We start from the raw sequence: 21,155 nt of genomic DNA on the forward strand, positions 1-21,155 counted from the left end.
AGTTTATAAACCCCTAATGAGAAAAGTAGTTATTGCGATTGGTGTTTTGGCATGTTTGGGCTTATATTCTTGTTCAGATATTACAGATCATAAAACCTTATTCTTTGCCCACTCCCTACCAATAACCCATCCGGTCCATAAAGGCATATTGGCCATGCAAGAGGCTCTTCATGAAAAATCGGGAGGTAAGTTGCAGATCAAGATATTTCCCGATGGCCAGTTGGGTACAGAAAGGGAGGTCTTGGAGTTGTTGCAGATAGGCAGTGTGGCCATGACCAAGGTAAGTGCGGCCTCCATGTCCAGTTTTTCACCGGAATATAGGGTATTGGGAGTTCCTTATTTGTTTAGGGACAGTGAACATATGTTTGGGGTATTGGAAGGACCTATAGGAAAGGAACTCCTGGAAGGGGGCAGTGAATATTTGCTACGTGGCCTATGTTTTTACGATGCTGGTAGTAGAAGCTTCTATACCTTGGACGGTTTTATAAAGACACCAGAGGATTTAAAGGGTAAAAAGATTAGGGTAATGAACGACCAAATGGCCGTTAATATGGTAAACGACCTAGGTGGCTCCGCCACTCCCATGGCCTACGGTGAACTATATACCGCCTTGCAACAACGGGTGGTAGATGGTGCGGAGAACAATGTTCCTTCATTTGTGACCTCCAATCACTACGAAGTATGTAAATTTTATACCCTGGACCAACACAGTATGGTGCCAGATGTTGTTGTGGTAGGTACCAAGTTTTGGGATACCTTGAGCGATATAGAAAAGGGTTGGTTACAGGATGCGGCGGACGACAGCGTAAAAAAACAAAAAATATATTGGCAGGAAACGGTAGAGGAAGGAATGGAGATCTTGGAAAAGGCCAATGTGCAGATTTATAATCCTGATAAAAGTCCCTTCGTAGAAAAGACCAAGCCTATTTTGGAGGAATTGAAGAAGGATCCAAAAATGAAGAAAATAATCGACCAAATTAACAATCAATAATGCATACGACGTACAGAATATTGAATAAGGCCATTGAAGGATTGTTGGTACTAATATTTAGTTTATTGGTACTGGACGTGGTTTGGCAGGTAGTTTCCAGATATGTAGTGGGTCAATCCAGCTCCTTTACGGAGGAGTTTGCCAGATTTTCATTGATCTGGTTAACGGTCTTGGGTGCCGCTTATATCAATGGACAAAAGGAAGGACATCTTTCCATGGATTTTTTATTGTCTAAGCTTCCGGCGGACAAACAAAAAAGGAGACATAGGATAATACAGGTAGTGATGGCTGTTTTTGCCTTGGTTATTATGGTTATCGGCGGAGGTAATTTGGTGTACACCACCTTAAAGTTGGGGCAGTTATCCCCTGCTTTACTGGTGCCACTTGGCTATGTTTACGCTATTGTACCTATTTGTGGTCTTATGATCATTTTCTTTTCCATATATCACATTAAAATAACCTTTAACGCCAACAACAATGAGTATTGAAACCATAAGTATCCTAGTATTGTTTATTAGTTTTATGGGCTTGTTGGCCTATGGGGTGCCTGTGGCATATGCCATTGGGATATCTACAACGATTACCTTATTGATCAATATAGCCTATATGCCCGCTACTACCACGGTTAGTCAGAGAATGACAACGGGTATCGATAATTTTGCACTATTGGCCATTCCTTTCTTTATCCTGGCGGGGGAAATTATGAACCGTGGGGGTATTGCCAATCGTTTGATCGATTTTGCAAAATCGCTTATAGGAAGTTTGCCCGGGGGGTTGGCATATGTAAATATAATTTCCGCTATGTTGTTCGGTGCCATTTCAGGTTCGGCTATTGCAGCGGCATCGGCCATTGGGAGTACACTTACGGAAAAGATGGCGAAAGACGGTTATCCCAGGGAATTTAGTGCTGCCGTAAATATTAGTTCATCAACTACCGGTCTTTTAATTCCGCCTAGTAACGTATTAATAATTTTTGCCTTGGCCAGTGGAGGTACGGCTTCGGTAGCGGCATTGTTTATTGCGGGTTATATTCCAGGGATTTTGGTTGGACTTGCCATAATGCTGATGGTATATTTTTACGCCAGAAAAAAAGGTTTGCCAAAGGAAGAAAGGGTAAGTTTTAAAAAGCTGTTTCACGATTTCAAGAATGCCATTTTAAGTTTAACCTTGTTGGTTATTGTAGTTGGTGGAATTGTGGCAGGAATTTTTACCGCCACGGAAGCAGCTGCCATTGCTGTAGTTTATGCAGTTTTACTCGGTTTTGTGAACAAGGAGCTTAAGTTTGCCGATTTTAGGCCAATACTACTCCGCAGTGCCAAAACAACGGCCATTGTAATGTTCCTGATTTCAACGTCTATGGCTATGTCCTGGTTGTTCTCGTTCGAGTCTATTCCGCAGTCATTAACGGGCTTCCTTTTGGAATCTGTAAAAAATCCATTATTGGTACTTCTTTTTATAAATATCACCTTGCTTGTGGTAGGCACGTTTATGGATATGACCCCAGCGGTACTTATCTTTACACCTATATTTTTGCCTGTAGTTATGGCATTGGGGATGCACCCGGTACAATTTGGAATGGTAATCGTTCTCAATTTGTGTATAGGGGTATGTACCCCTCCAGTAGGTACGCTGCTGTTTGTGGGTAGTGGTGTTGCCAAAGTGCCGGTCACAAAGGTCATAAAGCCATTGTTGCCGTTATTGGCGGCTATGACTACCGTATTGTTGATCCTTACCTATGTGCCGGAACTTTCCTTATGGCTGCCTAGAGCTTTTGGGTTGATCGATTAATAATCATACACTTATAAAATTTACAAGTCCCTATTTCTTAAATGAGATAGGGATTTTTTTTTGGGCCTTGTTGGTCTAAAGTTGCTCTAGTTTTAAGGCAAAACAAGGTCAATTTAATATAAGGAATTTAGTGTTTAGCTAACGATAAAATAACTTCAAATTGGCTGTTTTGGTTCGTATTAGATTGATTTTTGTTGGACAATTATACTCCTCCTATTCTTGACTAAATATCATTTATTTTTTGTGAGTAAAATTATCCTATTAGTAAAAAATTTGTACTTTAGTGCAAAATATTTATTCAACGCAAAGTTATTCTTAAACATGAACATTAACGACAGAAGTTACCCAAAGCAAAAGCAGACCATTATTGGAATATGTATGGATGGAACCTCTTATCCATATTATGAAGGCGCCAAAGAAGTGATGCCGAATTTGCAACGTTTTATAAAGGAAGGTTCTATGGGAATGGTGAAAAGTGTTATCCCATCTTTTACCAACCCAAATAACATGGCTATTGTTACTGGAGTTACCCCAAAAGTAAACGGAATTTGCGGAAATTTTTATTGGGATACAGAGCTGCAACAGGAGGTTATGATGAACGACCCAAAGTATTTAAAAGTACCTACAATCCTGTCTGAACTGAGCAAAAATGGAAGAAAGGTTGCAGTAGTGACCGCCAAGGATAAGTTGCGGAAGATGTTGGCCCATAATCTGGACGGCATTTGCTTTTCTGCGGAATTTGCCAATCAGGCTACTTTGGAAGAAAACGGTATTGAAAATGTAGAGGAAGGATTAATGGGCAAGGAAAGACCAGGAATCTATGACCCTTATATTTCTGTTTATTGTATTGAGGCCGGAGCCAAGTTGTTGAAGAGGGAACATTTTGATGTTATGTATCTGACTACAACGGATTTCGTGCAACATAAATATGCCCCTGGAAGTGCTGATGCGAACGATTTTTTATCGAAAATTGACCTTTGGCTGGGTGAGTTGGACAAGTTGGGTGCCATTATTGGTGTAACCGCGGATCATGGAATGCAGGCCAAGACCAATCCGGATGGCAGTCCCAAAGTTCAGTTTATAGAACAACTTCTGGATGCCCAAAATATTAAAACAAGGGTAATTTTGCCTATCACCGATCCCTATGTAGTACATCACGGAGCCTTAGGTGGCTATGGGACTCTGTATTTGGAGGATAAATCACAGTTAAAGGCGGCCAAGGAATATTTGTTGTCCCTTGACGGAATTGAAAAGGTGCTGACCAATAAGGAAGCTGTGGAAGAATTTGAATTACCAGGGGATAGAATAGGAGATTTGGTAGTATTGGCAGATTCTGCTACTACTATTGGAAGAACTCCGGATTGGCACGAACTGGACAAGGTGAAGGAAGGTTTGCGCTCACATGGTGGAGAACACTGTCAAGAGGTGCCAATGATATTCAATAAGAAATTGAACGCCGAATACAGTAATAAATTGGCATCTGGTACCAGTAGGAATTTTGATCTGTTCCACTTTTTGAGTAACGGATTTTCTAATTAAACCATTTAAAAACACTGCTATGATCGAATTTGGAAGTATAATCAATGGAAAACAGGTGAAAAGCGGTGAATGGATCGATATTTATAATCCATTTACCAAGAAACAGGTGGGTAGGGTGTCATCCATAGATACAAAAACTTTGGATAAGGTTTTAACGGATACCAAAAATACCAAGATGACCCTTACGCGCTATGAGCGCTATGATATATTGAATAAAATTGCAAATGCCCTTGAAGAGCGGGTTGATGAGGTTAGCAAAATGATTACCGATGAAACGGGACTTTGTTTAAAGGATACCCGCTATGAAGCCAGTAGGGTTTCCGATGTGCTTCGATTTTCCGCTATGAAGGCATTGGATGATGATTCCCAGGTGTTTCCTTGTGATGTTTCCAAAAACGGAAAACCCAGAAGGATCTACACTACTCGTGTTCCCTTGGGATTGATCAGCTGTATTACGCCGTTCAACCATCCTATGAACCAAGTGGTTCACAAAATAGCTCCCGCAATCGCTACCAACAATACAGTGGTTTTAAAACCTTCTGAAAAAACCCCGCTGTCGGCATATTATTTTGCCCAACTGGCGTTGGACTGTGGTCTGCCACCCAATATGTTAAATGTCATTAATGGTGCCGATGTACAGGCTACAGCTGAAATGATGACCATACATCCGGAAATTACTATGGTCTCATTTACTGGAGGAAGTAAAGTGGGGAAAATAATAGCCTCCAAAGCAGGATATAAAAAATTGGTTTTGGAACTTGGTGGAAGTTCAGCCTTGTTAATTCTCGAAGATGCCGATATAGATGAGGCAGTTGAGGTAACCATGTCCGGAACCTTTAAAAATTCGGCCCAGCGTTGTACGGCCATTAGAAGGATTTTGGTCCATGAGAGTATAGCGGACACTTATGCCGCCAAATTGGCAACTCGAGTAAAAGCCTTAAAGTATGGGGATCCCTATAATGCTGAAAACGATATGGGAACTGTTATTAACGAAGAATCTGCCATGGAAATGGAAGCGCGTGTCCAAAATGCAATAGATAATGGTGCAGTGCTTTTGGCTGGACATAAAAGGGATGGTGCCCTTTATGCCCCTACCGTATTAGACCATGTGCAAAATGCCCATGAAGTGGTTGCAAAAGAGACCTTTGGTCCTGTTGCTCCAATAATACGATTCACAACTTTGGATGAAGCTATAGATATCGCCAATGATACTCCATATGGTTTGTCCGGAGGTGTAGTAAGTAATCACTGGCCATCCATTCAGCGGGTAATTACCGAGTTGGATACGGGCACGGTAAATGTAAACGAAGCACCAAGTTATCGATTGGAATGGACTCCTTTTGGAGGAGTTAAGGATTCCGGCTTGGGGTATAAGGAAGGGGTAATAGAGACCATGAAAGGGTATACCTATGTTAAGACCTATTCCTTGCCTTGGGATATTGCCTAGGGATATATTTAAATTTTTCAATCATTATTTGAGTAAGTATAAATCTTAATCGAAAAAAAATATTACATGCAAATAAAAAGAAATGTGTTGTTGAACCCCGGTCCTGCAACAACTACTGACTCCGTAAAATTGGCTCAGGCAGTTACCGATATTTGCCCTAGGGAAAAAGAGTTCGGAGATCTTATGGAATACTGTGCCACTGAGATTACCAAATTTGTGGGAGACCCTAACGACTATGCCACTGTTTTGTTCGGGGGTTCTGGGACGGCAACGGTAGAGGCTATATTAAGTTCCGTAGTTCCGGACAACGGCCGTATTCTTATAATAGATAATGGTGCCTATGGTAAACGTATGTGCCAGATTACCAAAATATATAAGTTGGATACGGTGGTTTTTGAATCTTCATCCATAGCTCCGATCAATTTAAAGGCTCTTGAAGAAGTTATTAAAGCTGAAAAGGGATTAACGCACTTGGCCATGATACATCATGAAACCACTACGGGTCTCTTGAATGATATTACAGCGGTAGGGAAATTATGTGCCAACCATGATATAAGTTTTATTGTAGACTCCATGAGCGGTTTTGCGGCTATTCCAGTAGACATGAAAGCCATGAATATTGATTATTTGGCGGCCAGCTCCAACAAGAACATACAAGGAATGGCCGGAATAGGATTCGCCATTTGTAATAAAAAGGCATTATTGGCAACAGAATCCATTCCCATGCGGAACCTGTATTTAAACTTATATGCACAGTATGCCTATTTTGAAAAAACACATCAAACTAGATTTACTCCTCCGGTACAAACCTTCTATGCCCTAAAGCAGGCCATTATCGAAACCAAAGAGGAAACTATTGAAAAGCGCTATGCACGGTATGCCAAATCTTGGGAAACATTATTAAGCGGAATAGGGGAGATGGGATTGGAGTATTTAATAGATAGGGAACATCATTCAAAAATAATTACCTCCATTATTGAGCCTAAGAACGATAAATATGATTTTGATGAAATGCACGATTTTTTCTTTGAAAGAGGCTTTACCATTTATCCGGGAAAGGTTAATAACTATGATACGTTCAGGATATCCAATATAGGGCAGATAGATTATACCGATATTCAAAATTTTCTAAAGGTCTTAAAGGAATACCTTGTACAAATAGGTTTTGTAAAAGCTTAATCCGCATTACAGATTATCGTTTGTTAAATGTCTACGATTCTTAATAAAGTTTAATTTAGGTGTAAATTTCAACCATGAGTTTAACCGCAGATCAGAAGTATTGGAGGAAAAGAATTTTTGTTCTCACCTGGCTCGCCTATGCGGGATTTTATTTTGGTAGGAAAAACTTATCGGTTACATGGAGTTCCATGGAGACAGATTTGGGGTTGGACAACTCTGATTATGCTTCTATTATTTTCGTTTACAGTTTGATATATACCATTGGGCAATTTGTTAATGGGTACTTGTCCGATACTTTTGGGCCTAGGAAGGTGGTTACGGTTGGGTTGTTTCTAGCAGCCATAGGAAACTTATTTCTTGGAATGACATTTTCTGCAGGGGTAATTGTTTTTCTGATAGCGGTTAATGGCTATGGGCAATCTACCGGCTGGAGTGGTCTGATCAAGAACATGACCCCTTGGTTCAGGAGGACCGAGCGTGGTATAGTGATGTCCTGGTGGTCTACCTGTTATGTTACTGGTGGCTTTTTGGCTACCATCTTTGCCACCTATGCAGCTTTTGATATGGAGTTCCTTTCGGAACTGGGTTGGAAACGAGGTTTTATTTTTCCCTCCCTTATTCTCTTTGTGATCGCCATTCTCTATCTCTTGTTCACTAGGAACAGCCCACAAGATGTTGGGTTGCCTAAAATAGTCGAAAATAAATATGATTTTGAAGGCGGGGCTAAGGCGGAGAAACTAAAGATATTGGGATTGCTATTAAGGAATAGTTCCCTTTGGATATATTCCAGTTGTTATATGATCCTAAAGATGACCAGATATGCCTTTCTTTTTTGGTTGCCGGTTTATTTGGAAAAAGCGCTGCACTATGATGTCAGTGATGCAGGTTATATGTCATCGGTATATGAGCTGATTGGCTTTTTTGGGGTGATCCTAGCTGGATATAGTTCGGATAAGATCTTTAAATCCAATAGGTTTAGTACGGTATCCCTTATGATGATAGGGTTGGGGCTTGCCTGTCTTGCCCATCCGTATATGGTTCCCTATGGGAAAATAGCGACCATTATCAGTATCGCCTTAATAGGGATAGCCACTTACGGACCGGATTCCCTAATCTGTACGGCTGGTTCTATGGATGTTGGGGGTACAAAGGGTGCTGCAATGGCTGCTGGCATCATCAATGGAATGGGGTCTGTGGGACAGATGTTCTCCGGTTTTATTGTGGTGGCTATCAATGAGTATTACGGCTGGGATAGTCTATTTTACTTTTTTGTTATCATGTCTTTCATAGGTGGGGGATTGGCCGCCATAAAGTGGAATCTTCAAAGTTCGGATTAAACCAAACACGGGTTATATCAACTGTTATTTCCAATATCGTTTTATTCCAAGTACAAAGGAGAATAAAAATGATTTGGCTTCAAATAATATACAATAAGAGAAAAACAATTAAATGGGAAAGACCGATCTAGTGATAATTGGAGGAGGTATATTCGGCTGTGCCATTGCCTATTATTACACCAAAAACAATCCGGAAAAACAAGTAGTGCTCTTGGAGCGCAATGAGTTGAATAATGCTGCTACCAGTAGGGCGGCGGCCCTTATGACCATGGTAAGGTCCAAACGCTCCTATATTCCGCTGACCATTGAGACCTTTAAAGTAGCCAAGGAAATGGAGGAGGAACTAGGGGAAACTTTGGATTTTAAGGTGGTGGGCATGATGCATGTAGCAGCAAGTGAAGCCAAGGTAAGAGATCTGGAAGTGTTAATGGATATTGCAAGGGAATACGATCAGGAAGCCTATTACATCAATAAGGAAGAAGCCAAGGAAAAAGCTCCTTGGTTAGATGTGGAAGAGGCTTTGAAAATAGGGTTCGTCCCTAATGAAGCCTATTGTGACCCCTATATGTTGGGGACTTTTTTTGCAAGATGTGCCAGAAACCGGGGAGCTAAAATTCGTCAAGGGGTAGAGGTAGTTGGTATAATACATGAGGCCGGTACGGTGAAAGGTGTAAAGACTACAGAAGGGGACATCCTTGCAGAGACCGTTGTGGATGCGGCTGGAGTTTGGGCACCCCTGCTTGCTGGCATGGTGGGGGCAGGCCTTCCTATGGCCCCGGTGCGAAGTCAGTATTGGATAACGGAACGCTCCGATCTGTTTCCCGCAAATTCGCCCATGGTCCTTTTGCCGGATGCTCAAGCCTATGCCCGACCTGAAGGTGGGGGGCTGCTGTTTGGGATACGCGAGGGGAAATCGTTGGTTGCTTCCCCAAAAGATGTGCCAAAGGACATAACGGATTTTGTATTTAGTGCCGATGAAGGAATGGACGATCTTTTTGAAAACGGGGAGCGACTTGCGCGATTTTTTCCTGCCTTCTATGATATGGGGATTAAGTATTACGTGGCGGGATTTTCGGGATATACGCCTGATTCCCAATTGGTATTGGGGGCAGTTCCCGGTATAAAGGGTTTTTTGGTAGCTTCAGGGTGTTGCGGGGCGGGTATTTCGGTGGCCGGAGGTGTAGGCCTGGGTATTGCGGAAATGGCTTCCGGTAGGTCAAATCCCATGGATTTTTCAGAGTTTGAAATTTCAAGGTTTGGTGAAATAGACCCCTTTGGGGAAGAATGGCTGAACAAGTGTGCCGCCGCCAGATCCAATAAAGTAAGTGGTTAAACAAACAAGAAAGATTATCATGCAAAAGCAGGAAAAAGGACGTCGTAAGTTTATGGCCAAGATGGGATTGGGAACCTTGGCCTTGGGAATGGGTAATGTTGGGGCTTACGCCTTCGCTCCTAAAAATGAAATCACTAAAAAAAACAAAGTCAATATTGGTTTTATAACCGATGTACACCACGGCTTTTGTGCAGACGGGCTTGAGCGTTTGCAGGTCTTTATAAAAGAGGCATCCTCCCGAAAATTGGATTTTATTATTCAAGGAGGTGATTTTTGCTATGCAACAGAGGAAGCCCAAGAATGTATGGATCTTTGGAACACCTACAAGGGTGAAAAATATCATGTGCTTGGGAACCATGATATGGACAAGGTTACCAAGAAGGAAGCCATGGATTTTTTTGGGATGGAGAGTAATTATTATTCCTTTGATAAGGGCGACTTTCATTTTGTGATAATGGATGGTAATTACATTCTGAAGGAAGGGAAGTATGAGGATTATGGCAATGCCAATTTTTATATTGAACAGCAAAATAGAAGTTTGGTCAACCCGGAACAAATAGCATGGTTAAAGGAGGATTTGGAAAAAACCGATAAACAGACTATAATCATTTCCCATCAGGCCTTTGACGAAATATGGGATGGTTGGTCCTCACCCAGTAGGTTTGCGGTAAGAAAAGTTATTGATGATGCCAATAATAGAACGGATTATCAAAAAGTAATTGCCTGTTTCTGTGGCCACCATCATGTGGACGATCACAGTTATATAAACAATGTGCACTATTTCCAAATGAACAGTGCTTCCTACTTTTACGTAGGGGAAGGATATGGTTCTGATGGAAGTAGGGCCATGTACAAGGATTCCATTTTTGCCTTTTTAACCTTGGATCCTTCTGGTCAAATTTCAATTGAAGGTCGTCAAAGTCAATTTGTGAAACCTACCCCATTGGAAAAAGGCCACCCCGATGCCCCAAGACTATCGGCATCCATAAGTGATAGAAATGTAGATTTTAAACAAAAAGGATAGCAAAAGAGCAAGTCCTATTATTGCAAAAGGCACATTTTTCCATTATAGTCTTGATATTGTGCGCTTTAAATGATTGGTGGTTGATTTTGTAGAAAAAAGGGTATATTCAAGTAGATTAAAATCCAATCGACGTTCCGAGTATTAAATCCCCTTTAAATCATGCTGTGGTTTTTAGTATTTTTCTATTAAAATAAATGTCTATTTTTGCTGTAATAACGTCTTTGCAGCAAGTTCTTTGCCAGCACATGACCAATAATGGATAAATGGATGACATTCTTATAAATATTGGGCGGCAATTAAAATTGGCCCGCCAAAAAAGAGATTTGACCTTGCAGCAAGTAGCCAAAAGAACCGGTGTTAGTGCCGGGCTTATTTCTAAAATTGAGAATTTAAGAACCACCCCATCTCTCCCAGTACTTTTAAAAATAATGCAGACCCTGAGTATAGATTTGTCCGAGTTGGACCTGTCCTCCAATGTAACTGGGGATTATATAGTTATCAAAAACGGAACAGGGACCAAGGAAGATCGTGAAGATTCCGTTAATCTGGAATATACCCATTTATTGTCCAGCCCTTCTTCGGACAGTAGTATTAGGGTGTATATTGTTAATGTTGCTGCTGGAGCTTATCGGAAGCCTATCTCTACCAATGCCAATGAATTGATATATGTGTTGGGAGGCAAGGTAAACTACTTACTCAAGAAAGATAAGGTGCTTATTGAAAAGGGAGATCTTCTTTATTTTGATGGGTCTATACCCCATGGAGTGTCCAATGAATTTAATGAGGAGGCTATCATGTTGAAAATTTACTTTTTACATTAAGGAAGGGTAAATCCATAGCCCTATTTATTATTACTTGCCGGTTCTTCTATGCAAGGATAGGACTGTTTCATACATCTAACCCATTACAGGGTCAATTTACTACAATTGATATTATTTGAAAGGGTGGACTGGCATGGTTCATTCTTGCCAATTCTTATGGGCAGACACCATTTTGTCAGGTTTTGCAATAATTTATTCTACGCTTGAAGGCCTTGAAGCAAAAATTTTCCAATCCAGATTAAAAATCGAATTGCAACAATAGTATAGGCTAAGGGCAATGTATAGGTTTTGTCTATGTTAAAATCATATCAACAGTTAAACTCGATATGGAATACTGGGGTATCGCATGGTTATTGTGCAAATGGGGTTGTAAATTAAAGTATTAACTTAAAAACAATACATGAAAGTATTAGTAATTGGGGCGGGGAACATGGGATTGACCTACGCGGAGTCCATGTCAAAATCAAAATTGTTAAAGAAAAGAAATTTAATGATCTTGGACAGTTCCCAGGAAAAGACCTTGTCCTTAAAAAAGATTTTACATTTTGAAGTACATGAAAATTTGGAGGATTGCGTACCCAAGGCAGATTTAATTTTCATTGCGGTTAAGCCGTTTCATAGCGAGGATTTATTTAAGAAGATGAAAAACCTCGTCAATGAGGGGCAAATCGTTATTTCAATAATGGCCGGAGTAACAATAAAGTCGATGCAAGACCAGCTTGGGCTTCAAAAAATTGTCCGTGCTATGCCAAATTTACCTGCTCAGATTGGGAAAGGGGTAACTTCATATACGGCTTCCAAGGAAGTTTCAAGGATAGAATTATTGACCATAGAAAATTTATTGGACACGACTGGGAAATCAATTTTGGTAAGCTCGGAAAAATTCATTGATGCCTCCACAGGTATTTCTGGTAGCGGCCCGGCTTATGTTTTCTATTTTATGCAGAGTATGATGGAAGCTGCCTTAAAAATGGGATTTTCGGCCAATGACAGCAAGATGTTGGTAAGCCACACTTTTGAAGGAGCGGTAGACCTATTCAATCAATCCGATCTTTCTCCCAATTCGTGGATGGATAAAGTAGCATCTAAAGGAGGGACAACCAGGGCAGCATTGGATTCCATGGAAGATAACAATGTAAAGGAACTTATAAAGGAAGCAGCCTATTCCGCTTTTAATAGAGCAGTAGAGCTGGGAAAGGAAAAATAAGATATGTATAAACAGAGAGTAGTTATAAAAGTGGGTACCAATGTAATGACCAACAAGGACAATAGGATCGTTAAGCCTGTTCTTGATCATTTGGTACAACAGATAGCAGAATTGTACGAACGCAATATAATGTCGGTTTTGGTTTCGTCGGGATCGGTTATTGCCGGCATGGAAGTGATGGGGGAGAGCCAGATTACGGACAAGGCCACCAGGCGACAAGTGTATTCGGCCATTGGCCAGCCTAGGATGATGCGCCACTACTACAATATATTTCAAGATTACGGAATGAAGTGTGCCCAAGTGCTGGCAACCAAAAGGGATTTTAACCCTGGAAACCACCGCGATAATATGATTAATTGTTATGAAGGCCTATTGGCAGAAGGTGTAGTGCCAATTGCCAATGAGGATGACGCTGTTTCCTTGACCAACTCCATGTTCTCGGACAACGATGAGTTGGCCAGTCTGGTTGCGGAACTTACCAAAGCCGATAAATTGATCATCCTTACGGATACGGATGGCTTATTTACAGGACATCCAGATGATAAGGATACCGAGGTAATAAAGAATGTGAGCGTAGACCAGAACGTGGAGAAATATATAAAGACCATAGACAAAGGTGAAGCAGAAGGTAGAGGGGGTATGGGCTCTAAGTTGAATATCGCGAAGCAGACCGCCTCCAAGAATATCCCGACATATATTGCCAATGGTAAAAGAAAACGTGTTATTCTGGATATTGTGGAAGGGAAGAGCGTGGGTACCAAGATTACGGTATAACATAAGCTAACGAAAAATAAAACAAATGAAATTATTAAATACGGATATTAAAAATAAGGTGTTGCGATCCATGATTCGGATTTTGGATAGCAAAAGGAAAGAAATAATAACGGCCAATCAGAAAGATTTGGATCTTTTTGATAAAACGGACAGGGCGATGTACGATAGACTCATCGTAGATGATAAAAAGGTGGACGGAATGATTGCAGCTATCCAAGAGGTGCTACAGCAAGAAGATCCAGTGGGTAAAATAAAATCGGAACAGGCCCTGGAAAATGGATTGAAAATTGAAAACAAGACAGCGCCTTTTGGGACCATAATGATTATTTATGAATCCAGGCCTGATGTTACCATAGAAGCCGCTGTTTTGGCCTTCAAAGCCAATAATAAAATTTTGTTGAAGGGAGGAAAGGAAGCTGTACACAGTAATGTTGAATTGGAGAAATGTTGGCACTTGGCGCTAAAGGAAAATGGTTTGGATACCCAATGGATCCAACTGCTGCATATGAATAGGGAGGAGACCCAGGAGTTTTTGAGGAATCCTACCGAAAAGTTGGACTTGATTGTCCCTCGTGGCGGGGAACGCTTGATTGCGTTTGTAAAGGAGCATGCCAAATGTGCGGTATTGGTCAGTGGAAGGGGAAATAATTTCCTTTTTGTGGACAAGGACGCGGATTGGGCACAAAGCTTAGAGGTAATCCTAAATGCGAAGACCCAAAAGATCTCGGCCTGTAATGCGCTGGATAAAATCCTGGTTGACGTTAATATTGATAATTATTCCGACAAGATAAAGGAGCTCAATACTATCTTAAATGGTCAGGGAGTTTCAGTTGTCGTGGATAGCAAAGTTGCCGAGGTGCTATCTGAAAATAGCGTTGTGGAAGACGAGTCTATATGGTATGAAGAATTCCTGGCCATGAAATGTGTTGTTGGAGCGGTAGATGATTTGGAATCGGCGGTTCAAAAGATCAACAACTATTCCGGAGGGCATTCCGCAACCATCATGACCAAGAATAAGGAGCTGGCCATGGAATTCATGGATCAGGTGGATAGTGCCGCAGTATATCACAATGCCTCTACCAGATTTACCGATGGCGGACAAATGGGCGTTGGTGCGGAACTGGCCATCAGTACGGATAAACTGCACCATAGAGGTCCACTGGGACTGGAGCAGTTGGTAACCAATAAATATTACGTTTATGGGGACGGGCAAGTAAGAATGTCCTAATTATTCCATAACCCCTAAAAGGGTATATATATCGATGCGGCGGTCCTAAAGCAATTTCTTGCTTGTATAAAGGTCCGCCGCTTTTGATTTGTAGAAGGTTACATGTTCTATAATAGTTTCACTAATATTGCCTATTTTTCATTGGAAAGTGAAAAAGGAAAATCCTCGCTTTTGGTTCCCCTGGCTTTGTTTGGCGTGTCCGTCATTTCAAAATCCAAAACGGCCCCTTGCATCAATTCCTTATGGCTCAACCAGTTTTTGGAATAGGTCTTTCCATTTAAGGTCAGTGTATTTACATATTTGTTGGATGCACTATTTTTAGGAGCATTGATGCTAATTTCCTTCCCGTTTTCCAAAACAAGAGTTGTTTTTTGGAACAATGGGGTCCCCAATACATATTGATCTGTTCCCGGGCAAACCGGATAGAACCCCATGGCCGAGAATACATACCAGGCAGAGGTTTGTCCGTTGTCCTCATCGCCACAATATCCGTCAGGTGCCGGGGTATACATCCTATCCATGGTTTCCCTTACCCAATATTGGGTCTTCCAAGGTTGTCCTGCAAAATTATATAAATAGGGCATGTGTTGAATTGGTTGATTGCCATGGGCATATTGCCCCATATTGGCTACCTGCATTTCCCGTATTTCATGGATTACAAAGCCGTAATAACTCTCGTCAAAAACTGGTGGTAATGAAAATACTTCATCCAACTTGGCGGCAAAGGCTTCATTGCCGCCCATTAGGTTTGCCAAGCCTTGGATGTCGTGAAAAACGGACCAGGTGTAATGCCAGCTATTGCCTTCGGTAAAGGCATCTCCCCATTTAAAGGGATTAAAGGGGGCCATAAATTCGCCGTTCTTATTCTTGCCACGCATTAATTTAGTCTCTGGGTCGAACAGGTTTTTATAGTTCAGACTTCGTTTTTTATATAGGTTGATTTCTTTTTTAGGTTTGTTCAAGGCTTTTGCCAACTGATAAATGGTGAAATCGTCATAGGCATATTCCAAGGTTCTGGCTGCATTTTCATTGATGTCCACGTCATAGGGGACATAGCCAAGTTTGTTGTAATAATCCACTCCGGCGCGTCCTACTGCTGTTAAGGGGCCTGCATTATTGGCGCCATGGATGAGGGCCTCGTACAATGTGGCAATGTCATAATTTTGGTCGATTCCATTTTTTAAGTAGGCATCCGCTACAACGGAAGCGGAATTGTTTCCTACCATGACGTTTCTTAGGCCGGGACTTCCCCATTCCGGTAACCAGCCACCCTCTTTATAGGCATTGGCAAGACCTTCTTGTATCTGGGAGTTGAGTTCGGGGTACATTAGGTTCAGAAAGGGGAAAAGGGCCCTAAAAGTATCCCAAAATCCAGTGTCGGTAAACATATAACCCGGCAATACTTCACCGTTGTATGGGCTGTAATGCACCACTTTTCCGTTAGCATCATATTCGAAGAATTTTCTTGGGAAAAGTAATGATCTATACAGACAGGAGTAAAAGGTCCTGAATTGATCTACACTGCCGCCTTCTACCTTGATTCTTCCCAGCTCCTTGTTCCAAGCTGCCCTTCCCTTCTGTTTTATAGCGTCAAAATCATCGGTACCAAGCTCTTTTAAATTCAATTCAGCCTGATCATAGCCAATAAAAGAGGAAGCTACTTTGGCAATAATGACCTCGCCTCTCCTTGACTTAAAGCTTACAATGGCACCTCCGTGGTCCGTTTCAATCTCCAGACCATCCAATAGTTGCTCCCCGCTAAAAGTCTTGGTGGTTTCGAAGTCCTTATCAAAGACCATCACAAAGTAGTTTTTAAAATTTTCCGGAACCCCGCCACTGTTCTTGGTGGTATATCCTATTATTTTTCGCTCGCTTGGAATAATTTTCACATAGGAGCCTTTGTCCAAGGCATCGAGTACCACATGTGAATTTTCATTTTCAGGAAAGGTGAACCTGAACATTGCAGCTCTTTCCGTGGGGGTAATTTCGGTGGTAATATCATGGTCGGCCAAATAAACACTATAGTAATGAGGCTTTACGATCTCTGATTTATGCGAATACCAACTGGCCCTGTCGTCTTCTGTGAAGCGTAATTTTCCAGTAAGTGGCATAATGGCAAATTGACCATAATCGTTCATCCATGGGGAGGGTTGGTGGGTTTGTTTAAAGCCCCTTAATTTATCTGCAGCGTAGGTGTATGCCCAACCATCACCCATTTTTCCCGTTTGTGGAGTCCAAAAGTTCATTCCCCAGGGCATGGCTATGGCCGGGTAGGTATTTCCGTTGGACATGCTGGGTTTGGAATCTGTGCCAACCAATGGGTTGACATAATCTACTGGTTCTTGTGCACTTGTGGTACAGGTAAGCAATAGCAAAAGGGATAAGGTTAGATTTTTCAAGTTGATGTAATTGGTCATAATAGAGTTGTTGAGCAGTGATGTTGCCAGTGGTACATTTCTTTAAGAAACAAAACCAATGGCATCGTTTAAAGTTAGTTTAGAATTGCGAATATCGAAATTAGCACTTTTGACCATGGCAATAAAAAATATACACACGATTTTCTATGGAATTAACAAAAACAGCTAGGTGTATCGCAAAATCTATCCAAAATGAAAGAGGGTCAAGCATTTTGTGTCTTATCTTTGAATGGATTGCTTTTTTATTGGAAAAAGCAATTATTGTAGGTGCATGTGTATTGGATTAAAACAAGAGGCAATATGGAAAGGAATGAATTATACCCTGTTTTTTTAAAAGTATCCCAGCTAAATATCCTTATAGTAGGCGGAGGTAACGTTGGTCTGGAAAAACTGACTTTTATGCTTAAATCCAGCCCACACGCCCAAGTAGAAATGGTGGCACCGGAATTTTTACCTCAAACATTGGAACTTGCCAAAAAACATCAAGTAAAAATAACCAAGGATTGGTACAATAAAACGTACTTGGAAGGGCGTCATATGGTTATTGCAACCACTGATAAGGTGGCTGTAAACGAACAGGTATATCACGATTGCCGGGAAAGGCATATCCTAGTTAACGTAGCCGATAACCCACCTTTTTGTGATTTTTACATGGGAGGGATTGTCACCAAGGGCAATGTAAAGGTGGCCATCTCCACCAATGGTAAATCGCCCACTACCGCTAAGCGCCTGCGACAGTTTTTTGAAGATGTAATTCCAGAGAATATAGATGATCTGGTAAAAAATTTAAACGAATTCCGGAAAACTATAAAAGGTGACTTCGAGGAAAAGGTGGAAACCTTGAACGAGTTTACCAAAGGTTTGGTGAGCAAGAAAGAGAAGTAATCCAATCAATAGCTTTTCATGCTGTATGCCATCCTAAAGAAGGATTAAAGCCTTCTGCAATCCCAAATTCTACGAAAGCGTTTTCGAAAAATTATAATTATTCACGAAAAACATATAACCACTTAATATACAGGTAGTTGTATGTTAAATTCTCGGTACATTTCATAATTTGCCCAACCTTGCTTGTGGGGTCATTATGGGGCAATATGCAGGCGATGATATAGATTTTAATATATTTGATTGGATCTTCATAAATTTTCATATTGAGAATTTATCCTCTAAAATATTGAGACATATGTATTATTTGGGATTGGATATTGGCAGCTCTTCAATTAAGGTGGCTTTGGTAGAGGTGGCTACTGGAAAAAGTATTGGGGTAGTACAGGAGCCGGAAACGGAAATGGAGATGCTCGCTGTGAAAAATGGCTGGGCAGAACAAGATCCCAAAGAATGGTGGGGTTATGTCTGTAGCGGCATTAAAAAAATAAAACAAAAGTACGGTGTAGAGGAAAATCAAATAAAGGGAGTAGGTATTGCCTATCAGATGCATGGATTGGTATTGGTGGACAAGCAGGGAGAGCCGGTAAGGAAATCCATTATTTGGTGCGATAGCCGTGCGGTGGAAATAGGACGGAAGGCCTATGGCGACATTGGCGAGGACATCTGTAAGGCCCATTTATTGAATTCGCCGGCAAATTTTACGGCTTCTAAATTAAAATGGGTAAAGGAAAACGAACCAGAGCTTTATAAGACGGCAGACAAGCTAATGCTTCCGGGAGATTATATTGCCTTTCGTTTTTCCAATATTATCAATACCACTATTTCAGGATTGTCCGAGGGAATTCTTTGGGATTTCAAGGAAGATTCGGTGGCAGATCTGCTCCTTGGGCATTATGGTATTCCCAAGTCCTTTATTCCGGATATTGTGGATACTTTTGGACTTCAATCCGAAGTGGATGCCAAAGGGGCCCAAGAAAGTGGCTTGGCAGTTGGCACGCCCATACTATATAGAGCGGGTGATCAGCCTAACAATGCTTTGTCCCTAAATGTATTTAATCCCGGAGAGGTAGCGGCAACAGGCGGTACGTCAGGGGTAGTGTACGCTGTTACCGATAATCTTTCTGGTAAGGAGAGTACTAGGGTGAACAATTTTGCACACGTCAACTATACCCAAAAAACTCCTAGAGTTGGTAAATTATTAAACATCAATGGAGCTGGAATTCAATACCGTTGGCTGTTGAATAATTTGGATGTGGACTCTTATGAGGAAATGAATACTTTGGCTTCCGAAATTTCAGTAGGCTCGGACGGGGTATGTTTAATTCCTTTCGGTAACGGAGCGGAGCGGATGTTGAATAATAGGGAGGTAGGGACCAGATTGGTCAACATCAACCTTAATAATCATACCAAGGCACATGTTTGTAGGGCGGCTTTGGAAGGGATAGCCTTTTCCTTTGTCTATGGCATGGAAATCCTCAAATCGGACGGCATATCCATTGAGGTAATGCGTGCCGGGAATGATAATTTGTTCAGGTCGGAAATTTTCTCCAATACCGTAGCAACACTAGTATCACAGGAAATTGAAATTTACAATACCACAGGGGCAATTGGCGCTGCACGTGCCGCTGGAATTCAAGATGGGGGATTTGAAAAATTTGGAACTTATATAACCAATAACGACCATGTTAAGACTTTTAAACCTTTGAAGGATAAAAGTGCTTATCAAAAGGCGTATGAGAATTGGAAAAAGGAATTGGAACTAATCATTAAATAATAAATAAGAGATGGCAATAATTGGAAACAAGGAATATTTTAAGGGAATAGGCGATATTAAATTTGAGGGCAAGGAATCTGATAATCCTATGGCATTCAAATATTACAATCCAGACCAAGTGGTTGCTGGGAAAACCATGCGCGAGCATTTTAAGTTTGCCATAGCATATTGGCATACCTTCTGCGGGCAGGGAGCAGATCCGTTCGGTCCCGGTACCCAGAATTTTGCTTGGGACCAGTCTCTGGACCCCGTGCAGGCAGCCAAGGACAAGGCAGATGCGGCTTTTGAGTTTATCAGTAAAATGGGCTTTGATTATTTTTGTTTCCATGATTTTGATCTTATACAGGAAGGAGCCACTTTTGCGGAATCTGAGAAAAGATTGTCAATAATTACTGATTACCTTAAGGAAAAAAAGGCCGACTCAGGAATTAAATTATTGTGGGGAACCGCTAATTGTTTCTCCAATCCACGTTATATGAACGGGGCTGCTACCAACCCTGATTTTAATGTAGTGGCAAGGGCAGGGGGCCAGATAAAATTGGCCTTGGATGCTACTATTGCCCTTGGTGGCGAGAATTATGTTTTCTGGGGGGGAAGGGAAGGTTATATGTCTCTTTTAAATACCGATATGGGCCGCGAATTGGACCATATGGCCCAATTCTTGGGAATGGCAAGGGATTATGCAAGAGCCCAAGGATTTAAAGGTACCTTTTTTATAGAGCCCAAGCCTATGGAACCTTCCAAGCATCAATACGACTTTGATACCGCAACTGCTATAGGATTTCTTCGTGAATACGGGTTGGAGAAAGACTTTAAAATAAACATAGAGGTGAATCACGCCACCTTGGCCCAGCATACTTTTCAACATGAATTGGCAGTGGCGGCCAAAGCCGGAATGTTGGGTAGTATAGATGCCAATAGGGGGGATTACCAAAATGGATGGGATACCGATCAGTTCCCAAACAATATTCAAGAAACTACCGAGGCAATGTTGGTATTCCTTAAAGCAGGCGGACTGCAAGGTGGTGGTGTAAACTTTGATGCCAAAATAAGAAGGAATTCTACGGATTTGGATGATGTTTTCCATGCCCATATAGGAGGAGCAGATACCTTTGCTCGTGCTTTGCTTACTGCCGATAGAATTATTTCTTCCTCTGCCTATGAGAAGATGCTTGCGGAAAGATATAGTTCTTTCGATTCAGGAAAAGGGAAGGACTTTGAGAATGGTAAATTGAATCTGGAAGCCCTTTACAAAATAGCCCAGGAAAATGGGGAATTGAAGTTGCAGAGCGGAAAACAGGAGCTGTTCGAGAACATCATCAATCAATACATATAACAAGCATAAATAGTTTTAAGAAATTGGGCAATTGACCTAGGGTAATCTAAAGATTTTTTCAAAAAATCTTTTAAA

The 21,155-nt window shown here is 41.3% G+C and carries 17 protein-coding genes; 16 read left to right on the forward strand and 1 reads right to left on the reverse strand.

Features of this window, described 5'->3' with window-relative positions; genetic code table 11:
- Nucleotides 1-16: 16 nt before the first annotated feature.
- The 13 genes from KO529_RS07450 to KO529_RS07510 all read left to right on the forward strand — a co-directional run bounded on the left by KO529_RS07450 (nt 17) and on the right by KO529_RS07510 (nt 14,668).
- On the forward strand, nt 17-991 hold the full coding sequence (locus tag KO529_RS07450; RefSeq protein WP_215947292.1) for a TRAP transporter substrate-binding protein: 975 nt from the start codon (nt 17-19) through the stop codon (nt 989-991).
- Nucleotides 991-1,479 carry a TRAP transporter small permease gene (locus KO529_RS07455; protein ID WP_215947293.1) on the forward strand — a complete coding sequence of 163 codons (489 nt, stop codon included), beginning with the start codon at nt 991-993 and terminating at the stop codon, nt 1,477-1,479. The genes KO529_RS07450 and KO529_RS07455 overlap by 1 nt, the downstream gene beginning before the upstream one ends.
- Complete coding sequence (locus KO529_RS07460) at nt 1,469-2,779, forward strand: TRAP transporter large permease (protein ID WP_215947294.1); 1,311 nt, start codon at nt 1,469-1,471, stop codon at nt 2,777-2,779. Before KO529_RS07455 ends, KO529_RS07460 begins: the two co-directional genes overlap by 11 nt.
- A gap of 321 nt (nt 2,780-3,100) precedes the next feature.
- Nucleotides 3,101-4,318, forward strand: coding sequence for a phosphonoacetate hydrolase (phnA, locus tag KO529_RS07465; protein ID WP_215947295.1), 1,218 nt, complete (start codon nt 3,101-3,103; stop codon nt 4,316-4,318).
- Between the two features lie 19 nt (nt 4,319-4,337).
- On the forward strand, nt 4,338-5,765 hold the full coding sequence (locus tag KO529_RS07470) for an aldehyde dehydrogenase family protein (RefSeq protein ID WP_215947296.1): 1,428 nt from the start codon (nt 4,338-4,340) through the stop codon (nt 5,763-5,765).
- A gap of 66 nt (nt 5,766-5,831) precedes the next feature.
- Entirely contained in the window at nt 5,832-6,944 is a 1,113-nt protein-coding gene (locus tag KO529_RS07475; protein WP_215947297.1) for a 2-aminoethylphosphonate aminotransferase, read from the forward strand.
- Between the two features lie 74 nt (nt 6,945-7,018).
- Nucleotides 7,019-8,281, forward strand: a complete 1,263-nt coding sequence (locus KO529_RS07480) for an MFS transporter (RefSeq protein WP_215947298.1) — start codon at nt 7,019-7,021, stop codon at nt 8,279-8,281.
- 112 nt (nt 8,282-8,393) lie between these two features.
- Nucleotides 8,394-9,614 carry an NAD(P)/FAD-dependent oxidoreductase gene (locus KO529_RS07485; protein WP_215947299.1) on the forward strand — a complete coding sequence of 407 codons (1,221 nt, stop codon included), beginning with the start codon at nt 8,394-8,396 and terminating at the stop codon, nt 9,612-9,614.
- A gap of 19 nt (nt 9,615-9,633) precedes the next feature.
- Complete coding sequence (locus tag KO529_RS07490) at nt 9,634-10,638, forward strand: metallophosphoesterase family protein (protein ID WP_215947300.1); 1,005 nt, start codon at nt 9,634-9,636, stop codon at nt 10,636-10,638.
- Nucleotides 10,639-10,901: 263 nt separating this feature from the next.
- The gene (locus KO529_RS07495) at nt 10,902-11,459 is read left to right on the forward strand and encodes a helix-turn-helix domain-containing protein (RefSeq protein ID WP_111623794.1); all 558 of its coding nucleotides are present in this window, start codon (nt 10,902-10,904) and stop codon (nt 11,457-11,459) included.
- Between the two features lie 400 nt (nt 11,460-11,859).
- The gene (gene proC / locus KO529_RS07500; RefSeq protein ID WP_215947301.1) at nt 11,860-12,666 is read left to right on the forward strand and encodes a pyrroline-5-carboxylate reductase; all 807 of its coding nucleotides are present in this window, start codon (nt 11,860-11,862) and stop codon (nt 12,664-12,666) included.
- A gap of 3 nt (nt 12,667-12,669) precedes the next feature.
- The gene (gene proB, locus KO529_RS07505; RefSeq protein ID WP_215947302.1) at nt 12,670-13,440 is read left to right on the forward strand and encodes a glutamate 5-kinase; all 771 of its coding nucleotides are present in this window, start codon (nt 12,670-12,672) and stop codon (nt 13,438-13,440) included.
- 25 nt (nt 13,441-13,465) lie between these two features.
- Complete coding sequence (locus KO529_RS07510; RefSeq protein WP_215947303.1) at nt 13,466-14,668, forward strand: glutamate-5-semialdehyde dehydrogenase; 1,203 nt, start codon at nt 13,466-13,468, stop codon at nt 14,666-14,668.
- A gap of 131 nt (nt 14,669-14,799) precedes the next feature.
- Here the strand turns inward: KO529_RS07510 and KO529_RS07515 are convergent, their stop codons facing one another.
- Entirely contained in the window at nt 14,800-17,085 is a 2,286-nt protein-coding gene (locus tag KO529_RS07515; protein ID WP_215947304.1) for a GH92 family glycosyl hydrolase, read from the reverse strand.
- Nucleotides 17,086-17,385: 300 nt separating this feature from the next.
- Here KO529_RS07515 and KO529_RS07520 point away from each other — a divergent pair, with 300 nt between their 5' ends.
- The 3 genes from KO529_RS07520 to xylA all read left to right on the forward strand — a co-directional run bounded on the left by KO529_RS07520 (nt 17,386) and on the right by xylA (nt 21,080).
- Nucleotides 17,386-17,970: a precorrin-2 dehydrogenase/sirohydrochlorin ferrochelatase family protein gene (locus tag KO529_RS07520; protein WP_215947305.1), complete on the forward strand. Its 585-nt coding sequence runs from the start codon at nt 17,386-17,388 to the stop codon at nt 17,968-17,970.
- A gap of 295 nt (nt 17,971-18,265) precedes the next feature.
- The gene (locus KO529_RS07525; RefSeq protein WP_215947412.1) at nt 18,266-19,744 is read left to right on the forward strand and encodes a xylulokinase; all 1,479 of its coding nucleotides are present in this window, start codon (nt 18,266-18,268) and stop codon (nt 19,742-19,744) included.
- A 10-nt stretch (nt 19,745-19,754) separates the two neighbouring features.
- Nucleotides 19,755-21,080: a xylose isomerase gene (gene xylA / locus KO529_RS07530; RefSeq protein ID WP_215947306.1), complete on the forward strand. Its 1,326-nt coding sequence runs from the start codon at nt 19,755-19,757 to the stop codon at nt 21,078-21,080.
- Nucleotides 21,081-21,155: the final 75 nt, after the last annotated feature.

The organism is Arenibacter algicola (genome assembly GCF_018860365.1).
In the GTDB taxonomy this organism is placed as follows: Bacteria; Bacteroidota; Bacteroidia; order Flavobacteriales; family Flavobacteriaceae; genus Arenibacter; species Arenibacter algicola_B.

Excerpts from the sequence above, each read along its gene's own strand:
- KO529_RS07450 (WP_215947292.1), top strand. The coding sequence starts at position 17 with ATGAGAAAAGTAGTTATTGCGATTGGTGTTTTGGCATGTTTGGGCTTA.
- KO529_RS07455 (WP_215947293.1), top strand. The coding sequence starts at position 991 with ATGCATACGACGTACAGAATATTGAATAAGGCCATTGAAGGATTGTTG.
- KO529_RS07460 (WP_215947294.1), top strand. The coding sequence starts at position 1,469 with ATGAGTATTGAAACCATAAGTATCCTAGTATTGTTTATTAGTTTTATG.
- phnA (WP_215947295.1), top strand. The coding sequence starts at position 3,101 with ATGAACATTAACGACAGAAGTTACCCAAAGCAAAAGCAGACCATTATT.
- KO529_RS07470 (WP_215947296.1), top strand. The coding sequence starts at position 4,338 with ATGATCGAATTTGGAAGTATAATCAATGGAAAACAGGTGAAAAGCGGT.
- KO529_RS07475 (WP_215947297.1), top strand. The coding sequence starts at position 5,832 with ATGCAAATAAAAAGAAATGTGTTGTTGAACCCCGGTCCTGCAACAACT.
- KO529_RS07480 (WP_215947298.1), top strand. The coding sequence starts at position 7,019 with ATGAGTTTAACCGCAGATCAGAAGTATTGGAGGAAAAGAATTTTTGTT.
- KO529_RS07485 (WP_215947299.1), top strand. The coding sequence starts at position 8,394 with ATGGGAAAGACCGATCTAGTGATAATTGGAGGAGGTATATTCGGCTGT.
- KO529_RS07490 (WP_215947300.1), top strand. The coding sequence starts at position 9,634 with ATGCAAAAGCAGGAAAAAGGACGTCGTAAGTTTATGGCCAAGATGGGA.
- KO529_RS07495 (WP_111623794.1), top strand. The coding sequence starts at position 10,902 with ATGGATGACATTCTTATAAATATTGGGCGGCAATTAAAATTGGCCCGC.
- proC (WP_215947301.1), top strand. The coding sequence starts at position 11,860 with ATGAAAGTATTAGTAATTGGGGCGGGGAACATGGGATTGACCTACGCG.
- proB (WP_215947302.1), top strand. The coding sequence starts at position 12,670 with ATGTATAAACAGAGAGTAGTTATAAAAGTGGGTACCAATGTAATGACC.
- KO529_RS07510 (WP_215947303.1), top strand. The coding sequence starts at position 13,466 with ATGAAATTATTAAATACGGATATTAAAAATAAGGTGTTGCGATCCATG.
- KO529_RS07515 (WP_215947304.1), bottom strand. The coding sequence starts at position 17,085 with ATGACCAATTACATCAACTTGAAAAATCTAACCTTATCCCTTTTGCTA.
- KO529_RS07520 (WP_215947305.1), top strand. The coding sequence starts at position 17,386 with ATGGAAAGGAATGAATTATACCCTGTTTTTTTAAAAGTATCCCAGCTA.
- KO529_RS07525 (WP_215947412.1), top strand. The coding sequence starts at position 18,266 with ATGTATTATTTGGGATTGGATATTGGCAGCTCTTCAATTAAGGTGGCT.
- xylA (WP_215947306.1), top strand. The coding sequence starts at position 19,755 with ATGGCAATAATTGGAAACAAGGAATATTTTAAGGGAATAGGCGATATT.